This window comes from Acidovorax sp. GW821-FHT10E03, assembly GCF_059415205.1.
This window is the reverse complement of record NZ_JBWKMU010000013.1, coordinates 183253-200891: the sequence shown is the minus strand read 5'-3', so window position 1 is coordinate 200891 and position 17639 is coordinate 183253. Positions and strand designations below refer to the sequence as shown.

The window sequence follows — 17639 nt, the reverse complement described above, 5'->3', positions numbered from 1 at the left end:
CTCTCATGAACATCCTTCTTCAGCTCAAAGATCCCACCTGGGCCGACCAAGCCATCGCCACCGTGAAGGAACTGGTCGCCGAGTGCCGTGAGGAGCTCGATGAGTGCGAACGCATCGGCCGCTTCCCAGCCGAGACCTACCGGCGCATGGGAACTCGCGGGCTGCTCGGCGTGATCACGCCCATCGAATGGGGGGGCCAGGGGGGCGACGCCCCCGAGTACTGCTTCACTACCGAAGCCATGTGCCGCTACGGTCTGGTGTCTAGCCAGGTGCAGATCCAGGGCATGCGCTGGATGAACGATTGGGGCACGCCAGAGCAGAAGCAGAAGTATCTGCCGGGCATGGTGGCAGGCTCGCTGGTGTTCTCGGAGTCAATCTCCGAGCCAGGCGCCGGCTCCTCGCTGAAGAAGCTCTCCACAACGGCTGTGCGCAAGGGTGGCGACTGGGTCATCAACGGCAAGAAGATTCACATCAACCTGGGCGCCGAGAGTCACGTCACGCTGGTCTATGCGATGACCGAAGCGGGACTGACCTCCTTCCTCGTCGACACGGATCTTGCCGGTGTCACGCGGCACCACAGCGATCCACTGGGCTACCGCTTCCTGCCCACGGCCGACATGATCTTCGAGGACGTCCGTGTGCCTGACACGGCGCTGCTGGGCGCGCCCGGCGAGGGCATGAAGACCTTCCTGTCCACGTTCAACGTCAGCCGCCTGGGCAACGCCTCCGAATTGATCGGCTTCGCAACCCGCGCATTGGCCGAAGCCACCGACTATGCCAAGCAGCGCGATGTCGGCGCCAACAAGGTCACCGACTTTCAGGGCATCCAGTGGACCCTGGCCGACTGCTACAGCGCTCTCTACGGCGCGTCGCTCGCGCGCGACCACGCGGCCAATCTCGTCAAGCAGGGCCAGGAGTTCTCCATGGCCACCAGCCTGGCGAAGAAGCTGGCCGTCGAGGCCGCCGAGAAGACCACCAACGACTGCTTCGCGCTGACGGGCGGCTACGGCCTGTACCGCGACAAGCCCTGGGGTCAACTGCTCTATGAAGTGAAGACGCTGCGCATCGCGGGCGGCTCGATCGAGATCCTGCGCAACTACATCGCGCACCAGATCCTCAAGGACGAACAACTCAAGGGACTGAAATGAACAACGTCGCTCAACTCATCGCCTCAGCCGCCGCGGCCGTTCCCCACACTGGGTTCGGCACTTTCCGCCAGCAGGACCGTCTGGACCGCGTCGTCGACCGCGCCCGCGCCGTCGCGGACCGCCTGGCCGAGGCCGGCCTCGTGCGTGGCGACGTCGTCGCCGTCATCGGCCACAACAGCGGCGCCTATCTGGTCACGTGGATGGCCACGCAGTTCGCCGGCCTGCAGGCGGCGCTGATCAACCCCGCCTACCCCGATGAGCTTCTCGGGGCCATGCTTGATGACCTCGCACCGCGCGGAATCCTCTGGGTCGGCCGCGATCCAGGCACGCTTGCGGAGCGCAACGAAACCCAGATAGACATGCAGCCCGCTTGGGACAGCACCATCCGGGTGTTGCGCACCGACGGCCGCCAAGGCGCGGCGTCGGGATCGGGACTGGATTGCGACGCCGACGAAATATCGGCCTACATCCACACCTCGGGCACCACAGGGCGGCCCAAGTTCTGCGCTCTGAGCCACGACTACTTCTTGCGCTTGGGCCGCTTCTTTGCCGACACGCTCGCCCTGTCGCCGCAGGACACTGTCTGCGCCCCCCTGCCTCTGTTCCACATCAACCCCATGGGCTACGGCGTCGTTGGCGCCCTCACTGCGCACGCCGCGCTGCTCTCGACCGAGAAGTTCTCGGCGGCGGATTTCTGGCACGACGTCAAAGCCCATGGCGTGACCACACTCGTGCTCCACGCGCCACCGGCCAACCTGCTCAAGGCCAAGACCACCACCGAGGACGCCAAGGGCCACCAAGTGCGCATCGGCTTCCTGTGCGACCCGGCCTTCCTGCGCCAGTTCAAGGTGCCAATCGGCGTAGGCGGCTACGGCTCCACCGAAGCAGGCGGACTGTGCCACGCCTGCCTGCTGCGCCCCGATGACGAAGACATCCCGGTGGAAGGCGCCACTCATCTTGCGGGCCGCGCCCGCCACGACTTCGAGCACAAGATCGCCGAGGACGGCGAGATCTGGGTCCGTGGCAAGCATCCGCAGTCGCTGTTCGCTGGCTACGCCAAGGGCGGTCGCATCGAGCCCCAGACCGATGCCGAAGGCTGGTTCCACACAGGCGACCGCGGCCGCCTCGACGAGTATGGCCGCCTGGTCTTCGTCGAGCGGATCAGCGAATCGATCCGCATTAACGGGGAATACGTGCCGATCGATTTCGTCGAAAGCCGCCTCAAGCAGGCGAAATCGCTCGGCGAGTTCGCGCTGTGGCGTGTCGACTCGCCCGCGAAGGGGCACGACGTCGTGCTCTACACCACAGCCGCCGATGCAGATCACGCCGAGGTACGTTCGGCGCTGGCCGACCTGCCCAAGTACATGCACCCGGGCCAGTTGATCCGCATCGCGCAGCTACCGCGCGACCCTGGAGTCGGCAAGATCCAGCGGCGCCTGCTCAATGAACAGCCGCGCCTCAACGTCGCGAAGCTGTAAGGAGACCACGATGTCGTTCCTGACCATCGAGCGCGCCGGCGGCATCGTCACCTTGACGATGTCGGAGCCGGCCACGCGCAATGCCATCACCGACAACAGCGCGGTCGAGGAGTTTGCCGCGGCCTGTGCCGAAATCAACGCCACGCCCAGCGACAAGGTCGTCATCGTCACCGGAGCGGGCCCTGCGTTCTCCTCGGGCGGCAATATCAGCACCATGCATCGCTGCATGGACCCGGCTATGCCCGCCGAGACGATCATTGCCGACTACCAGTCCGGCATCCAGCGGCTGCCGCTCCTGCTCACAGCCCTGGAGGTTCCGACCATCGCTGCGGTCAACGGCGCGGCACTCGGTGCGGGCTGCGACCTTGCGTGCATGTGCGATATCCGCATCGCCGCAGAGACCGCCACTTTCGCCGAGAGCTTCATCCATTTCGGCATCGTCCCGGGCGATGGCGGTGCGTGGCTACTGCCGCGTATCGTCGGCGCCTCCAAAGCGGCCGAGATGAGCTTCACGGGTGACGCACTCACGGCGCAGCAGGCGCTGGATATCGGGCTGGTCAGCCAGGTGGTGCCGGCCGATGCCTTGCTGCAGGAGGCCCGCGCTCTGGCCGAGCGCATCGCGGCCCGCTCGGGTCCCGCATTGCGCTTCACGAAAAAGCTGTTACGCGAGTCGCCGCAGCAAAGCCTAGATGCCCTGCTGGCGATGTCGGCGGCCTATCAGAGCATCTTGCACAAGACGCCCGAGCATCGTGCGGCGGTCGAGGACTTCGAGGCGCGCCGCAAGGCCAAGAGCACAGGCGCGCGCCGAGGGAGTACTGATGCGTAGAGATCGAATCCTGAGGCGAGCGATGCTCGCTCTGGCCTGCGCAGCCGTCAGTTGGATGAACGCTCCTGACGCATGGGCGGCAGATGCCTATCCTGAGAAACCGATCCGCTTGGTGGTGCCCTTCCCGCCTGGCGGTGGCGCGGACCGCGTTGCCCGCACGTTGACCAAGAAGCTCGAGCAGACGATGAAAGCCAGCTTCGTCATCGAGAACCGTGGCGGCGCCAACGGCAGCATCGCACTCGACGCAGTCGCGAAAGCGCCCGCCGACGGCTATACGCTTGCGCTCACGCTGACAGATCACTTGGCCCTCAACCCGGCGCTGTTCGAGCGCCTGCCTTACGACACCATCAAGGATTTCGCCCCGATCGCCCTGGTCGCTTCATATCCCTTCGTCTTCGCGGCGAACACGAATGGCGGTCCTGCGTCGATGGCACAAGGCTTGGCAATGGCCAGGGCGGTGCCGGACTCCGTGGCCATCGGCTTTCCGAGCGCCAACGCGCGTTTGGCGATAGAGCAGTTGCAGCGGCGCGCCGGAGTCGGGGTTCGATTCAATGTCATTCCCTATCGGGGGATTGCCCAGGGCCTGCCCGATCTGATCGGCGGCCGCCTGTCGTTCTGGATCGGTACGAGCGCGACGCTGCGCGCGCACATCGAGGGCGGCAAGGTGCGCGGACTCGCCGTCACCTCGGCAAAGCGACTGGCCGCCCTGCCGGACGTTCCTACAGTAGCGGAGCTCGGATTTCCGGGCTTCGAAACCGTGAGCTGGTATGGCGTGCTCGCACCGGCGAAGACACCTACTGCCATCGTTGAGCGGCTGAACGCGGAGATCAATGCCGCGCTGAGCTCTCCCGACATAAAGGCCGCGTTCGAGGCAGACGGCGCAACCCTCCTCGGAGGAACAAGCGCGAGGTTCTCGGAGGCATTGCGCTCGGACACGAAAGCGCTGGGTGCCATGGCCAAAGAACTGGGACTGAAGACGGACTGAATCGCTCACTGGAGAAAAACTATGAAGATTGCAATCATTGGATTTGGCGAGGTCGGTCGCTGCTACGCCAAGGCCCTTCACGCCAGCGGCTACGAACTGATCTTGTGCGATGCCCGGCCGGCCCCGGCGGCCACTGAGCTGGCCACCGCTTGGGAACTGCCGGTGCAGACCTCCATCGGAGACTGGCTCGCGGGTTGTGACTGGGTGCTCTCCTGCGTCACAGGGGCGCATGCACTGGGGGTCGTCGAGCAGTGCCTCGCCTACGGTCGTCCTGGGACGACGGTCTGCGACCTGACCACGGCCAGCCCCGACGCGAAGCGCACAGCAGCCAAACAAGCGAACGACCGATCGTTCAGGTACGTCGATGTGGCGATCATGGGCGCCATCTCGCTCAGCCTTGAGAAAACGCCGCTCCTGGCGTCTGGGGAGGGAGCGACGGAGTTTGCCGAACTGCTGGCCAGGGCGAATGGCAAAGTCCGCGTTATTGATGGCGGTTCCGCCGGCGATGCAATCGCGTTGAAAATCCTGCGCAGCGTCTTCACCAAAGGCATGGAGGCACTGAGTGTCGAATTGCTGATGGCTGCCGAGGCGCAGGGCGTCCGCGAAAAACTCTACGCGCAATTGCGCGACATCGACGAAACGCCCCTGCGCACTTTCATCGACATGCTCGTGCGGACGCACGTCATCCACGCACGCCGCCGAGCTCATGAGGTCCAGGACGCCGCCGCCGAACTGGCCAAACACGGCTTGCCGTCGGTCGTACTGCCAGGCGTTCAGCAACGATTCGCCCAGACGATCCAGGGGCTGGAACGCCAAACGCCCGCGCAGGCCGAGCCGACCATTGACGAGGCGCTCGAATGGCTGCTGCGGCAGCCCGCATACGTCTAGTTACCATACCAGTGGCATAAGTGCAGGCACTCAGCGCTGCCATCAAGAGCGCGGCGGCGCAGAGACCATGGGTGCCTTGCAGGTCACTTGGAGGACAACGGCGTGATGCGGATTGAAACCCAGACGTTGGGATGGCTGGTGCGGACCCCAGGACTCGTGGAAGAGCTCTTTGACGGACTGCCCAATGTCCTCTTCTATATCAAAGACACCGAGGGACGCTATTTGTGGGTCAACAAGACGTTGATCGAACGCAGTGGCCTTGGAGGGGTGGCGGACGTAATAGGCAAGACGGCGGATCAGCTGTTCCCCGTGACCGGCTCCAGCACCCTAGCCCAGGACATGGATGTGATCCGTACGGGGCACCCGATCCGCGAGTTGCTGCGGCTCTATCGGACGTACAAAGGAGAGCGCTACTGGTGTCTGAGTTCGAAGTTCCCGCTGCTCGATGGCGCGACGCGGGTGGTTGGCCTCGCCGGTCTGTCGCGCGATCTTCCCCGCCCCAACGAACGACACCGCAGCTACCACCGCTTGGCTAAGTTCCTGGACTACATCGACCAGCGACTCGACCAGCCAGTGAGGATCGCTGATGCCGCGGAGCATGCCTCCGTGTCGATCGACACACTGGGACGCTTGGTGTTCGAGGTCTTCCACATCACCCCGAAACAACTGCTGATGAAAAAGCGCATCGACAAGGCGTGCCAGCTGCTCGATGAAACTAGTCTGTCGATCACCGACATATCCGGTGCGTGCGGCTACTCGGACCACAGTGCCTTCACGCGTCAGTTCCGCGCGGCCACACTCATGACACCCGCCCAGTTCCGTCTCTCGCATCGAGTGAACACTAAGGAGCTGCAAGGGTGATGGCGGGACGTGCACTGATACCGCCCGCAGTTCGCCGCACTCGAATGATGCGGCCGGCCACGCCCACCCCAGCGCCCTCCCGCTATGCGGGAGTCTGCAGAGACTTGCCGAACATCCGCCTGCCGTAATCCGCTCGTTGATGGCGAAAGAAAAGCCATTTCTGCGTATCCACCGCGAAAATCACTATGCAGAATTCCGCAACAACACGTAGTGAACCCGTCTATCCCTGCGGGCCGCAAGATCGCAGAATTCACTCGCACGCTTTCTGAAAGATCGAACCTATGAACATCCTGATTGTCTTTGCCCATCCCGAGCCGGCCTCCTTCAGCGGCGCCCTGAAAGACGTTGCGATCGAGACCCTGCAGCAGCAAGGCCACGAGGTGGTCGTGAGCGACCTGTACAAGATGGGCTGGAACCCCGCCCTGGGGCCGGACGACTTCATGGGCGAGCGCAAGAACGCGAACTACCTGGACCTGTCCCGCGAGCAGGAGCATGCGTTTGCGACCGACAGCCACCACGCGGACGTAAAAGCCGAACAGGCAAAGGTTGCCGCGGCCGACCTTGTGCTCTTTCACTTTCCCGTGTGGTGGTTCTCCATGCCGGCCATGCTCAAGGGTTGGGTGGATCGCGTCTTCAGCCGCGGTTTTGCCTATTCCACGGGCCGCAAGTACGAGTCAGGGCATTTCAAAGGCAAACGGGCCATGCTTTGCATAACCACTGGCACCGCATCGACGCTATACGAGCCCAACGGCATCGACGGGGACCTGCACCACGTGCTCTGGCCGATCCACAACGGGACCCTCGCGTACACCGGCTTCACCGTTCTTCCTCCGTTCGCGGCCTGGATGCCTGCCCGCGTATCGGATGCGGAACGCAAGACATACCTCGATGCCTACCGTGAGCGGCTCCATTCGCTGGAGCGCACCGAGCCTCTCTACTTCCACCCCTGGAGCGACTACGACGACACCCAGCGCCTCAAACCAGGCATCCCGGCTCGCTCCGGAGTGCAATGGAACCCACGCTCCGGCCAAACGTTCGAGCAGTCCGCCGAGGACTTCGCAAAGCACGCTGCCGCGGTTAACGCACCCTTCCATACCTGAGGAGAACCACCATGTCCGCCGCCAAAGAGAGCCCCTTCCGCGTTCTGCACCACGTTTGCGTCGTCGTAAAGGATCTCGACGCCGCTGTGACCTACTATGAATCGCTCGGCGTCGGGCCATGGAGCGCGTTCCCGTCGCTCGAGATCTTCCGGAACGAGCTCAGCGTGCCGGATGAAGATGCATTCATGCAGTTGCGCTATCGCTACTGCAACTTGGACAACGTTCAGATCCAGCTGTGCCAGCCCAGCGAAGGCGGCAGCCCTCAGCGTGCCTTCCTCGATACGCACGGCGAAGGGGTGTTTCACCTTGGCTTCACCGTCCCGGATATTGAGAACGCGGAAGCGAATGCGAAGGAAATGGGCTTGGATCCTTGGATGCGAGGCCGCATGGAGGACGGCGGTGGATTCACCTACTTCAATACGCGCCAGCAAGGCGCCGGTGTGACCCTGGAGATCCGCGCCAACAAGCGAATTTGATCGCCACAACTGTCTTGAAACTCAGCGCCGCCGACTGATTATGACTCACTTGCCGGCCGCCCTCGGATCGAAAAGCTGACGCCGACGGTAGCTGTAGCGCGAGGACTCTCATTGCGGGGCCAAACCACACGACGTTCGATGAGTCAGCTCCTTGGGCGTCAAATGGATCTACCCCGCTGCCGTCCAAATTGCCAACTCCCGCCACGTACGGTGGCATCCACTTGCTGGCCCAGTCGCTGCTCCATCCCCGGCCGCCAAGGCACCAGGCTGAAGCCCATCCCGTCATCGAGCATGGCGAAGCGCCCGCTTGCGAGTTGGATGGAACGGCGGTAGACACCGCTGGCGCGCCGTCCATCCTGCATCGGCCGATAGGTCTTGCCGGTCTGGTCTTGCAGAGACTGCCCGACCGTCGCCAGTTCGCGGTCACGCATGCTGGACAGCAGATTGCGCGCGAGAACCAAGCGCGCACCCGATCGCTCAGCCAAGCCTTGCTCAACCAGGAAATTCGCGCGGCCGTGCATTGCATCGCGGACCTGCGCGCCAAAGCCCTGCGGTGCAAGTTCACGGCCCTCTCCGATCAATTGCCTGTCCAGCCAGGTCGCACCAAGAGCGCGCACCTGTTGGTCGATGGGAAGATGCGAGCGCAGTTCGATGGCGGAACCCGTGCCCGTTTGTGCGTCATGCTGCTGGGCCTTCTGCACCAGATCCAGCGGCACCTGCCAGACGCCTTCGGTCACGCGCTCCCCGATACCGGCGCGGCGCAGCGCCTCGAGCCGGCGGATGTGGACGTCGACCGTAGCCTGCGGATCGCGGTCTGCCGTCTGCTCCAGTCGGGCCAGATGGTCGGCGGTCCTATAGATGCCGTCCTGGGCGATTGCCGCGATGGTGCGGTCCACGGCGCGCTCGCGTCCCGGCGGCTTTGCCTCCACGATGCCATCCACCGGTAACGCCGACAGATCGGTGCCGGCCGGTAGCCTTAGGTAGTGCGCCCGGCCATCGATGCCATCGACCACCAGATAGCCCCGGTCGTGCAGCTCGTCGGCCAGGCCCTTGCCCGCGATGCGTCCGATGACAGGCATGGTCGAGGCCCCCTCCAGCACACATTCACGCTGCTGGCCCTTCAGCGCCCTGCGCATGACGTCCAGCACGTCCTCGCGCTCGCCCATGGCGGTCAACGTTCGCGCCATGTCCGGCGCCAGCCGCCAGCGGTTGGCATCGACCCGCTCGGCCAGCGCCATGGCTTCGAGCCGCTGCAGCCGCGCCCGCAGCACGTTCTGGCGGTGCCGTTCTTCGGGGCGGCCAATCAGGTCGACGGTATCCGCCACAGCCTGGCGCAGCAGTGCTCGGTCCAGGCCGGTGAGCCGCTGCTGCCCGACCTCGCGCTGCAAGCCTTGCAGGATCTCTGTCTCGCTTCGTGGGCCCAGCCATTCGGTGGCGATCTCGCTGGCGCGCATGCGCATTCCGTGCGCCATGTAGTCCGGCGCGATCACCAGGGCCTCCTTGCCTGCGGTCCGGCCATTCAGGACGATGTGGGTGTGTGGGTTGTCGGTGTCCCAGTGATCGACAGCCACCCAGTCCAACGGGGTTTCCAGATCGACCGCCATGCGCTGCATCAATTGCCGGGTGAAGCCGCGCAGGTCTTCCAGGTCGACCGCATCCTCGGCCGAGACGATGAAGCGGAACTGGTGGCGGTCTCCCCTGCCCCGCTCTTCGAAGGCCTGGAGGTCGGCGGCATCGGTTTCGGGGCCATAGGCCTGGCCGCGCTGCCCGTCCCGCGTCACCCCGTCGCGCTCGATGTAGCGCAGATGGGTGGAGACCGAGTTCGCGCCGGCTTTCCTGAGCACCACGAAGCGGGCCTTGATGACGACGCGCCGGGCATGCGCGCTCAGGCGACTGCCTGTCATGCCGGCGGCAACGCGGCCCCGGCCAAAGGTCGATGCGGGCCGCCCTACCCGCTTGCCGGACGCCTTGGCGCCGGCCTTCGAGACTTCCTTGAGCACCCGGGACACGAAGCGCTCCGGGCGCGGCCCCGCGCGGGACTTCGGGGCCGTCGGCCGAACACGGAAGCGGTCGCCATCCGATTCCTTACGCGTGGCCATGGCGGGCACTCCGGCGCAATGGGACGCAATGGATCGGAAGCGGCACGCGCGCAATGCCCCAGCGAAGCGGCATTGCGCACTGGCGCAGCACCGGCACCAGCAGGTGCCGTGCCGCGCCCACCCCACGTGCAGACTGGCTTTGCGGGTGGCGGCGTGCCGCCCCCTTTATCTGGCCCTCCGTCTCCGCCTCCCGCATCCGCTCCCGGCTCCGACCCACCGCCAGCCGCGCACGGGGTGCGCAACGCTGCCCCAGGGGCAGCGGCGGTGCAGCAGGCGCTGCACGCTGGCGCCGGGCTCCCTGCACGTCGGAATGCGGTCGAAGCACGGCTTCACCCACCGTTCGGCGGTACATCCCGTGCACGGTTGGATGCAGCAGCGGCGCAGAACCTGTGCAGGCGCGGTGCATGCGTGAATGCGGGGTCGGCGACAGTTCGGACGCAGATGCGACACGACCGTGGCGCACGTCTGGACGGTGTGCCGAACACCCGCTCATGGCGCGCCCCAAGTCCACAGCGGCCGCGCGATGCCGACCACTGCGGACGCCGCAATGGGCCCGAAGTAGCGGCTGTCGAACGACGCCGGATGCGTGTCGCTGAGCAGGAACAACTCCCCCTCGGCGAGGGGCCGGCACGGCGACCAAGCCGGCAACGGGCGGCGCACGCCGTCGTGTGTCCGAGCCGTTGCCACGGCCGCGCCATCGATGCGAACCACATGGTCTCGAACGCACACCAACTGCGGCGCCACGGCGCCAATGCGTTTGAGGATAGGCACGCCCGCCGGAAGATAGCCGCGCTGCGCCGCGAATGCGGCCACGCCGGCGGGAAGCGGCGCCAGCACGATGCTGCCAGCGTGCAGCAGGGCTGCGTTGTCGATGCCGCCAACGCGGTACCAGCCACGCGCCACGCTGTCACTGGCGTTGTAGACGATGCGCACAGGCATCGGCACCACGGCCGGCGCGCACAGCGCCGCCAGGCCCAGACCCATGCAGGCCAGAATCAGGGTTCGGCGCAGGGCCGGCGCCATGATCGGCTTCATCGCAGCGCCCCACGCGCGAGATGCGCCGCATGCCGTTCGGCCGTATACGCCGGCAGCGGCTGGCGCGCAGCCAGCCGGTTGCCGGCCATGCGCCAGTAGGTCGCCGCCACCGCGCACGGATCGATACCGATCTGTTCGATGGCATCGATGGCGGTGAGCACGACCTTGACGCCAGGCTCGCCATCGGCACGCAGCAGGATGCGCGCGCCAGGCGAGACGCCAGCAATCCGCTGGATGTCGCGCTGTGTGTCGTCGATCGGCGTCGGCGCCTGCAGCACCATGAGCTGCCAGAGCGCCGTGCCGTAGTCGTTGCCAAGCCACTTGATGCGGCAGCAGACCATCCCAGGTGCGAGCACCGCGACGCGCCGCCAGCGGTCCAGCACGATCTCGCGCACGGGTTGCCCAAAGCGCAGGTACACGTTCACTCGGTGCTCGACGAAGGCGAGCGAGACCTTCATGTGTGCGGGCGCGCGCGGAAACCGTGACTGCGGAACTGCCTGCAGCGCAGGCCGCGCCGAAGCGATGCTCGGCGCGCTCATGCCTTGCCCTCCGCAAACTCCCGCTCCAGCAGTTCTCGCAGCATGTCGGCGGCCGTGATGCCGCGCTGGAACGCGATCACCTTGATGCGCCCGCGCAGCGCGGGCGTCACGTCGATGGTGAGCCGCGCGGTGAAGACCCCCGCCTTCGCCGGCGTGGCGGTGCTGTCTTCGCGATGCACCCAGGCCGTGGCCGGATCCGCCGCGGGCCTGCGCCCGATGGGTGCGCGGTGCTGCATCTTCGGTGTCGCCGGCGCCGTCATCCCAGCACCTCCCGCACGGCTTGCGCCAGCGCCGCGATCTCGCGTGCAGCTGCGCACTGCGGCGCGACTTCGCTCACCAGCCGCCCAGCGGCCACGCTGTCGGCGAACGCGATGCGCTGTGATATCTCGGAACTCAGTGCGGGAAACGGCTGATCAGCCAGTGCCTGCCGCGCCTCGCGCCCGATCACGGTCCCGACCACGCGCCGGTTGATCACGAAGGCCGCGCGCAATGCGGGGCGGAAGACCCGGGCCTCGGCAATGAGACTCACCATCTCCTGCGTCGCCCACACGTCGTAGGCACTGGGCTGCACCGGAATCAGCACCAGGTCCGCGGCCAGCAGCGCGGAGCGCGCGAGCGCCGCGACCCTGGGCGGCCCGTCGATGACGACGTAATCAGCCTCCAGCGCGATCTGCGGCACTTCCCGGTGCAACGTATCCCTCGCCAGCCCGAACACCCCGTAGAGCCGTTCCTGGCCGCTTTGCAGCCTTCTTTGTGCCCAGTCCAGGACCGAGCCCTGCGGATCGGCATCGAGCAGCGTGACGCGCCTTCCCTGCATTGCCAGCTCGCCCGCCAAGTGCGTGGCGAGCGTGGTCTTGCCCGCGCCGCCTTTCTGGTTGAGCAGCGCGATGACCTTGCCGACCAAGCCGGATTGCCTTTCTGGAAAGCGGCTTTCTGCCGCGTCGGATGAGGCGATGCCCGTTTTTTGAGCAGCGGCGCTGACCTCTCTTCTTTTATTCATCAAGTTAGTCCCAGTTATGTATAAAAGTTAAGGACGACCCAAACCGTTGCTGGGCGCGGCCTGCGCGAGGTTTTGCGCCGGTGATCTCCCGATAGCGGCGCCGGTGATCTCCCGACTCCCGCGCCGGCGATCTCCCGAGTCCATCCACACACCATCCACAGGTTCTTCAACATCCCCTGTGGACAAGTCGGGCGGTAGAGACGCGTCAGCATCGGGGCGGAAGGCCAGCCATTCAGTGCGGCCGGACCACTCAATGGCGAGCCGGTAGCCTGGCAAGGACTGGCGAAGGACCAGCCCGCGCAAGTGCAGCGCGAAGTCGCGGTAGCGCTGCAGGCTTCCGGATTTCAGGTACAGATGGCGCATGTCGAAGCGCCACCCGTTGCGCTGCTTCCCGCCGTGCTTGCGCACGAGCCGGTACAGCCAGCGCTCGATGCCTCCGGTGAGCCGGAAGTACGTGGGATCGAGCGTGAGCACCAGCGCGTCGTCCATCACACCGGAATAGAACCAGTCCGGCAGGATCAGCTCGATGCCGTCGGACCGGCCATCGGGCCGCACGTGCTCCTGCCACTCGTTGATCCACGAGAAGCGGTGCATGCGCTTGCCGGCCTGGCGGATCGAGGTCAGGACCGTGGTGGACTGCAGCCGGTCCAGCGAGGCGCGCAGCGCCAAATACTCGGTCTGGCCGGTGCCGCGCTGGGCGAAGCGCAGGATCTCGTAGGGCGTGGCCGCCATCAGGCGGGACGTGGGCCGGCCTTCATCCCGCGCCTGCACGATCTGGCTCGCGGCCCAGATCAGCACGTCGGCGTCCCAGATGGTGGCGATGCCATGCTCAGGCACGCCTTCGACGGTGAGCGAGATGCCGCCGGCGTCGAAGCGGATCGGCACGGTACGCCGGGACTTGGCCAGGCTGAAGAACGGGTAGGCCATCAGGTCCTGGGCGTCGCGCAAAGCCATGTCCTCGCCCGGCAGCGCGCGGAACAGCGGCAACTGCTCGCGTTCGCTCGGGCGCTTGGACATGGCGGACCGTTCCAGTTCAGGGAGCAGATTCAGCGGACGGAGTCGCGCACCACGTAGCCCGGATCGGAGGTCATGCCGAAGGTGTTGCTGTCGGCCCAGGCGCGCAGGTCCGCCGCGGCATAGACCACGCGTGCGCCGAATTTGCGGAAGCGCGGCCCGCCGCCGAGAACGCGCTGCTTCTCCAGCGTGCGCGGCGACAGGCGCAGGAAGGCGGCCGCCTCATCGGTGGTCAGGAATTCAGGATTTGCGACTGCGGCCGGGGCCGCTGCCGAAGGAGCGGGCTGCGGCGCAGCCGCTGCTGCCGTGCGCGAATAGATCGAATGTCCAGCTGCCATGAAGGCCTCCATCTCGGTGGATGGACCGCAAGCCATTCGCGGTCCGATGGAGGCAGTCTCGGGAAATCAACGGCGCGCGGGCAGGGAGATATTCAGTGCATGGGTTCGTCTCCGGGGGCGCCGGCGTGTGCGTGGCGGACGCCAGCCAAGCCCAAGTAACCACGCCGCATAAAACCCTCGGCCCGCGAAACGATGTGGCGCACCTGCGCCCGCAGCACGCCATCGGCATGCCATTGCGAGCGCACGGCGTCCAGGCCGAAGAGCGCGATGGCAATCTCGCGGTGCGAGGCATGGGCCTGCGCGGCATCGAGCGCCTGCAAGGCGCGCAGGTGCAGCAGGCCAGCGCGAGAGACGGACCGCGCCGGGGAACTCGGCAGTGGATCGCCATCGAGCAACGCGGCCAGGTCCTGGAATTCGTGGAGTTGCCCGCGCAGGTGTGGAGTCAACGGCACGGCGCAGACGTAGGCAGATCCATCTTCCAGGCCCGCGTCCAGCACGATGCGCGCATGGCGCGTGCCGATCGCCGTAGTCAAGACCGCATCGCCGGAGCCCTCCAGGCACTTGCGGCCAGGGATGCGCCAGAGGTCGAAGGCCGCGGTGGTGGGTGAACGGGCTGGTGCATGGTGCGCGTGCAGGGCACGCACATGCAGCAGACCGCCGGTATCGCTGAGCCAAAGCGGATGCGCCTCGCGCGCATCGAGGCGCGGGTCATCGGCAACATCGCAAGCCCCAGCGGTGTACCGCTGCGCGGTTGCGCCGAAGTCGGCCGCCTTGCCAGGCCATGCGGTAGCCGGGATGGCGGCGCAGGTACTCCCAGGCCAGCGCGGGACCGTCCAGGTCCAGCGTGTAGAGGTAGGCGGCGGCGGCGCTCCAGGGCGCGGCGGGCACATCCGTATCGGAAAGCGTCGTCATGGCGCGTGCTCCGTTCAATAGAACGGACACGCTGCCATGGATCGGAGCGGCGCGGGTGGCTTTTGAGGCGATGGGGGGTCGCGCTCTGCGCTGCAAACGCGGGGAGCGCGGCCCGCGCTCAGAACAGCGTGATGACGGAGACCCGGCTCTCGGATGGAAAGTATTTCAACCCACATTGCACGCGCGAACGGCCGAGGTCCTCGACGACCACGTTGAACTTCAACGTGTCGTCCTCCCTGGAGCGCCCCATGCTGTAGATGTAGCCTCCGCGAAACTGCGCCTTGATCCTCTCGGCCAGTTCATCGGCCGAGAACTCGGCGAGACCCGCATGCGTCAGCGCGGAGCCATGCGCCTGTCGAAGGTAGCCCAGCTTTCGTTCATCGAGATCCAGAACACAGTCATCGATGTGCACGGGGTTCGGCGTCAGTGCATTCAGCGACATGGCGACATCTTCCTCGTCATCGAGCACCGGCCGCTCGATCTTGTACGACAGGAACATCTGGTACAGCGAGCTCTCGACGCTCTTGACCGTCAGTCCGAACTTCTTGAAGTGCCAAGGCAGATAGCCTTCGTTGTGGTCAGGGCCGAGACCATCTTCGTGGGTGTCGATAACGATGCTCCGGTGCTGGATGAAGGCACGGATCAGCATCGTGGAGATCATCGCTTTCATGAGCGATGTGTAGGTCAGGTCCAGCGCACCGATGTACGCCGGATGATTGGCGAAGGTTTGCTCGAACGCCTGTTTGCCCGCGCTCGTCAGATTGTTCACGTAGTAGAAGGCCACCGTGCCCGCGCGCCAGGCGTTCGGAAACCGGGCGTCCATGTCGGTCTCGCCGTAGCTCGCCTCGAAGGCTTCGGCAAACGACGAGCCGCCTCCCGTCCAGTCGCCGTACAGAATGCTCCGGGTTCCGGTGCGCTCGAGCCTGGGCAGCAGCATGTCCATCACCTCATGGCCCCAGAAGTTCGTGCCGAACCTGGTCCAGTCAAAGAAGAAGGCCGTTTCGATCTTCCTCGTGAGGGGAACAAGAGCGTTCTTCAGTTCCTTGTAGTCGATGCCCTTCGCATCGAGCCCGGCGCGCAGCGCGAGGTAGGAGCCCTGAATGGCGCGATGCATTTGGTCGCCGTTGAGCTGGAAGTGACTCTTAAGCCATTCCAGCTGGAAATTGCTCCGGGCCTCCAGCGTGTGAATGATGTCGAATTCGTGTGCCATGCCGGCGATCAGCATAGCGAAAGCACAGATCAGTCGGTGACCATCCCGTCGCGCTGCGCGTCGGCCACGTAGACCGACAAGGTCTTGCGCGCTTTGTACTGAGGTTCGACCGCCACAGGCAGGCCTTTCGGCCCCTTGATGCCTGCCAGCATGGACAGGCTCACCGTCCCCAGTTCCGGAAACCCGGTGCCGACGTCGATGAGTCCATAGGCCGTGTCTCCATCTGCATCGAGCGCGGTAAGAACCCAGGATGCACCGGCATCGGGCGTGTAGAGCTTGAGCACTGGGTAGAAGTCGATGTCTTCGCCCCGGGCGCGGGCTGCTCCGTTGGCGAGCATCTCGCGGCGCTGTTCGTCTGTGAGGAAGGGCATGAGGTCTCCGGTGTTCAGGCTGCACACCCGCCTGTTCATCGCGGGGAATTCTAGGCTGCTGCGCGTTGGCGCGCAAAGGATTGAGTTATCTTTAACGTGGTTTTAATAGCCATGTCCTACGACGCTTGGTGCCATGCAACCCAAGCGTGGAATCCAGCGAGGAAGGCCTGCCGGCGCGACGACCTTCGAAGCCGCGCCGGCGCAGGCCTTTGGCGCCGCCGTGCGCGCGATCCGCACCGAGGATGGCATCGCCCAGGAAACCCTCGCCCATCTCGCCGGCATTGAACGCTCCCACATGGGCAAGATCGAACGCGGCGAGCACATGCCCACGCTCGCTTTGGTTTTCAAGATCGCACGGGCTCTGCAGCGCAGCGCGGGCGAACTGGTACTGGAGGCGGAAGCGCGGCTTCCGAAAGAAGACCAACGAGGCTAACCACTGGCACATACCGGCAAGAAGCGGACGATTTCAATCGCGTCCGGAAGCCGCCAAGCCGCCCCCGGATCCGTGTCTGTTTTGTCGTCAAGATCGGGGGCAACTGATAATGCCAACGAAAAATGACATCCCCCAATCCAGAGCTAGAACAAGCGTGCAAAGACTACGGCCGATACATCCGGGCGATCTTTGAGCCAGCGATGGTCCGGCTGAAAGCCAACATCAACGCCGGGCATGTGGAGTTGCACCAAGTGTTCGGTGCCAACCTGTTTGTTGCACATGCAGTCGATTACATCCAGGCGATCCGCAATGCCGATGGGATCAAGGAAAGCAGAACAGATTTGGTTCGGAAGTTCGATCAAACGTTCAGCGTGAATGGCGCACGCTTCAGCAACCGAAAATTCGAACTCATCGACGCTATCAATAACGCACTCAAGCATATTCGGCTCGATCCAAAGCGGTATCGCCAGCTTGAGCAGCAGTACGGTCCCATCTCATTTCAGAGCTTAGTTGAGGAGAAGGGCCGTGTCTTGTGCATCCTCGATGGCTACCGGTTTGACTACGCTCGCGTCGTGCTGCGCCCGGCATACCAAGCTCTGGCAGATTGGGATCTCGACGCCGTTGAGGATGTATTGGAGTTCGCCCGCGGCGAGGTGGCTTCGAGTGATTGGACCCACGAAGATGCTCTCATGGCATCAGATGATCCAGCCGATGCCCCCGATCAGATGATCGCTTACTGCAATCCGACTTGTGACGACTGCGGCGAGGGGGAGCCTGACTGCTACTGCGCCGAGTTTGTCTATGAGGGTGAACAGGGACGGTTCGAGTCCAGATTCCAAGCTGACTTCAATTTCGACGAAGTCATGTCACGGATATCGGGCGCCTATCGCAGGGACCGTGACTAGCGCCTCTGGCTCGACGTTCAT

20 protein-coding genes and 1 pseudogene are annotated in these 17639 nt (G+C 64.9%); 10 read left to right on the top strand and 11 right to left on the bottom strand.

Annotated features, from left to right (window positions below):
* The first annotated feature begins 5 nt into the window (after positions 1-5).
* The 8 genes from AC07OD_RS22520 to AC07OD_RS22485 all read left to right on the top strand — a co-directional run bounded on the left by AC07OD_RS22520 (position 6) and on the right by AC07OD_RS22485 (position 7762).
* Positions 6-1148, top strand: a complete 1143-nt coding sequence (locus AC07OD_RS22520; RefSeq protein ID WP_494598062.1) for an acyl-CoA dehydrogenase family protein — start codon at positions 6-8, stop codon at positions 1146-1148.
* Positions 1145-2626, top strand: coding sequence for a class I adenylate-forming enzyme family protein (locus AC07OD_RS22515; protein ID WP_494598061.1), 1482 nt, complete (start codon positions 1145-1147; stop codon positions 2624-2626). Before AC07OD_RS22520 ends, AC07OD_RS22515 begins: the two co-directional genes overlap by 4 nt.
* 10 nt (positions 2627-2636) lie before the next feature.
* On the top strand, positions 2637-3452 hold the full coding sequence (locus tag AC07OD_RS22510; RefSeq protein WP_494598060.1) for a crotonase/enoyl-CoA hydratase family protein: 816 nt from the start codon (positions 2637-2639) through the stop codon (positions 3450-3452).
* Between the two features lie 22 nt (positions 3453-3474).
* The gene (locus AC07OD_RS22505) at positions 3475-4437 is read left to right on the top strand and encodes a Bug family tripartite tricarboxylate transporter substrate binding protein (RefSeq protein WP_494598059.1); all 963 of its coding nucleotides are present in this window, start codon (positions 3475-3477) and stop codon (positions 4435-4437) included.
* A gap of 21 nt (positions 4438-4458) precedes the next feature.
* Entirely contained in the window at positions 4459-5325 is an 867-nt protein-coding gene (locus AC07OD_RS22500) for an NAD(P)-binding domain-containing protein (RefSeq protein ID WP_494598058.1), read from the top strand.
* Positions 5326-5430: 105 nt separating this feature from the next.
* Positions 5431-6186 carry an AraC family transcriptional regulator gene (locus tag AC07OD_RS22495; protein WP_494598106.1) on the top strand — a complete coding sequence of 252 codons (756 nt, stop codon included), beginning with the start codon at positions 5431-5433 and terminating at the stop codon, positions 6184-6186.
* A gap of 281 nt (positions 6187-6467) precedes the next feature.
* Positions 6468-7286 (top strand): NAD(P)H-dependent oxidoreductase, encoded by an 819-nt coding sequence (locus AC07OD_RS22490; RefSeq protein ID WP_494598057.1) that lies wholly within the window; start codon positions 6468-6470, stop codon positions 7284-7286.
* 11 nt (positions 7287-7297) lie between these two features.
* The gene (locus AC07OD_RS22485; RefSeq protein WP_494598056.1) at positions 7298-7762 is read left to right on the top strand and encodes a VOC family protein; all 465 of its coding nucleotides are present in this window, start codon (positions 7298-7300) and stop codon (positions 7760-7762) included.
* Positions 7763-7920: 158 nt separating this feature from the next.
* On the opposite strand, the gene AC07OD_RS22480 is transcribed toward AC07OD_RS22485, so the two are convergent.
* The 11 genes and pseudogenes from AC07OD_RS22480 to AC07OD_RS22430 all read right to left on the bottom strand — a co-directional run bounded on the left by AC07OD_RS22480 (position 7921) and on the right by AC07OD_RS22430 (position 16280).
* Positions 7921-9861, bottom strand: coding sequence for a DUF3363 domain-containing protein (locus AC07OD_RS22480; RefSeq protein ID WP_494598055.1), 1941 nt, complete (start codon positions 9859-9861; stop codon positions 7921-7923).
* A 489-nt stretch (positions 9862-10350) separates the two neighbouring features.
* Entirely contained in the window at positions 10351-10896 is a 546-nt protein-coding gene (locus AC07OD_RS22475) for a S26 family signal peptidase (RefSeq protein ID WP_494598054.1), read from the bottom strand.
* Positions 10893-11435, bottom strand: a complete 543-nt coding sequence (locus tag AC07OD_RS22470; RefSeq protein WP_494598053.1) for a DUF2840 domain-containing protein — start codon at positions 11433-11435, stop codon at positions 10893-10895. The genes AC07OD_RS22475 and AC07OD_RS22470 overlap by 4 nt, the downstream gene beginning before the upstream one ends.
* Positions 11432-11695 carry a ribbon-helix-helix protein gene (locus tag AC07OD_RS22465; protein WP_494598052.1) on the bottom strand — a complete coding sequence of 88 codons (264 nt, stop codon included), beginning with the start codon at positions 11693-11695 and terminating at the stop codon, positions 11432-11434. The genes AC07OD_RS22470 and AC07OD_RS22465 overlap by 4 nt, the downstream gene beginning before the upstream one ends.
* Positions 11692-12339 carry a ParA family partition ATPase gene (gene parA, locus AC07OD_RS22460; RefSeq protein ID WP_494598051.1) on the bottom strand — a complete coding sequence of 216 codons (648 nt, stop codon included), beginning with the start codon at positions 12337-12339 and terminating at the stop codon, positions 11692-11694. Before parA ends, AC07OD_RS22465 begins: the two co-directional genes overlap by 4 nt.
* Positions 12340-12648: 309 nt before the next feature.
* Positions 12649-13452 (bottom strand): annotated as a pseudogene (locus AC07OD_RS22455) (replication initiator protein A); the annotation flags it as partial.
* Between the two features lie 29 nt (positions 13453-13481).
* On the bottom strand, positions 13482-13787 hold the full coding sequence (locus AC07OD_RS22450) for a helix-turn-helix transcriptional regulator (protein WP_494598050.1): 306 nt from the start codon (positions 13785-13787) through the stop codon (positions 13482-13484).
* Between the two features lie 92 nt (positions 13788-13879).
* Positions 13880-14431: a DNA -binding domain-containing protein gene (locus AC07OD_RS22445; protein WP_494598049.1), complete on the bottom strand. Its 552-nt coding sequence runs from the start codon at positions 14429-14431 to the stop codon at positions 13880-13882.
* Between the two features lie 64 nt (positions 14432-14495).
* Entirely contained in the window at positions 14496-14699 is a 204-nt protein-coding gene (locus tag AC07OD_RS22440) for a transcriptional regulator domain-containing protein (RefSeq protein WP_494598048.1), read from the bottom strand.
* A gap of 118 nt (positions 14700-14817) precedes the next feature.
* Positions 14818-15924, bottom strand: coding sequence for a hypothetical protein (locus AC07OD_RS22435; protein ID WP_494598047.1), 1107 nt, complete (start codon positions 15922-15924; stop codon positions 14818-14820).
* 14 nt (positions 15925-15938) lie between these two features.
* Positions 15939-16280, bottom strand: a complete 342-nt coding sequence (locus AC07OD_RS22430) for a DUF2958 domain-containing protein (RefSeq protein WP_478179438.1) — start codon at positions 16278-16280, stop codon at positions 15939-15941.
* Positions 16281-16413: 133 nt separating this feature from the next.
* Here AC07OD_RS22430 and AC07OD_RS22425 point away from each other — a divergent pair, with 133 nt between their 5' ends.
* Positions 16414-16713, top strand: a complete 300-nt coding sequence (locus tag AC07OD_RS22425; protein WP_478179439.1) for a helix-turn-helix domain-containing protein — start codon at positions 16414-16416, stop codon at positions 16711-16713.
* Between the two features lie 122 nt (positions 16714-16835).
* A complete protein-coding gene (locus AC07OD_RS22420; RefSeq protein ID WP_494598046.1) occupies positions 16836-17618 on the top strand; it encodes a hypothetical protein in 783 nt (260 codons plus the stop codon).
* Positions 17619-17639 lie beyond the last annotated feature (21 nt).

Excerpts from the sequence above, each read along its gene's own strand:
- AC07OD_RS22520 (WP_494598062.1), top strand. The coding sequence starts at position 6 with ATGAACATCCTTCTTCAGCTCAAAGATCCCACCTGGGCCGACCAAGCC.
- AC07OD_RS22515 (WP_494598061.1), top strand. The coding sequence starts at position 1,145 with ATGAACAACGTCGCTCAACTCATCGCCTCAGCCGCCGCGGCCGTTCCC.
- AC07OD_RS22510 (WP_494598060.1), top strand. The coding sequence starts at position 2,637 with ATGTCGTTCCTGACCATCGAGCGCGCCGGCGGCATCGTCACCTTGACG.
- AC07OD_RS22505 (WP_494598059.1), top strand. The coding sequence starts at position 3,475 with ATGCTCGCTCTGGCCTGCGCAGCCGTCAGTTGGATGAACGCTCCTGAC.
- AC07OD_RS22500 (WP_494598058.1), top strand. The coding sequence starts at position 4,459 with ATGAAGATTGCAATCATTGGATTTGGCGAGGTCGGTCGCTGCTACGCC.
- AC07OD_RS22495 (WP_494598106.1), top strand. The coding sequence starts at position 5,431 with ATGCGGATTGAAACCCAGACGTTGGGATGGCTGGTGCGGACCCCAGGA.
- AC07OD_RS22490 (WP_494598057.1), top strand. The coding sequence starts at position 6,468 with ATGAACATCCTGATTGTCTTTGCCCATCCCGAGCCGGCCTCCTTCAGC.
- AC07OD_RS22485 (WP_494598056.1), top strand. The coding sequence starts at position 7,298 with ATGTCCGCCGCCAAAGAGAGCCCCTTCCGCGTTCTGCACCACGTTTGC.
- AC07OD_RS22480 (WP_494598055.1), bottom strand. The coding sequence starts at position 9,861 with ATGGCCACGCGTAAGGAATCGGATGGCGACCGCTTCCGTGTTCGGCCG.
- AC07OD_RS22475 (WP_494598054.1), bottom strand. The coding sequence starts at position 10,896 with ATGAAGCCGATCATGGCGCCGGCCCTGCGCCGAACCCTGATTCTGGCC.
- AC07OD_RS22470 (WP_494598053.1), bottom strand. The coding sequence starts at position 11,435 with ATGAGCGCGCCGAGCATCGCTTCGGCGCGGCCTGCGCTGCAGGCAGTT.
- AC07OD_RS22465 (WP_494598052.1), bottom strand. The coding sequence starts at position 11,695 with ATGACGGCGCCGGCGACACCGAAGATGCAGCACCGCGCACCCATCGGG.
- AC07OD_RS22450 (WP_494598050.1), bottom strand. The coding sequence starts at position 13,787 with ATGGCAGCTGGACATTCGATCTATTCGCGCACGGCAGCAGCGGCTGCG.
- AC07OD_RS22440 (WP_494598048.1), bottom strand. The coding sequence starts at position 14,699 with ATGACGACGCTTTCCGATACGGATGTGCCCGCCGCGCCCTGGAGCGCC.
- AC07OD_RS22435 (WP_494598047.1), bottom strand. The coding sequence starts at position 15,924 with ATGCTGATCGCCGGCATGGCACACGAATTCGACATCATTCACACGCTG.
- AC07OD_RS22430 (WP_478179438.1), bottom strand. The coding sequence starts at position 16,280 with ATGCCCTTCCTCACAGACGAACAGCGCCGCGAGATGCTCGCCAACGGA.
- AC07OD_RS22425 (WP_478179439.1), top strand. The coding sequence starts at position 16,414 with ATGCAACCCAAGCGTGGAATCCAGCGAGGAAGGCCTGCCGGCGCGACG.
- AC07OD_RS22420 (WP_494598046.1), top strand. The coding sequence starts at position 16,836 with ATGACATCCCCCAATCCAGAGCTAGAACAAGCGTGCAAAGACTACGGC.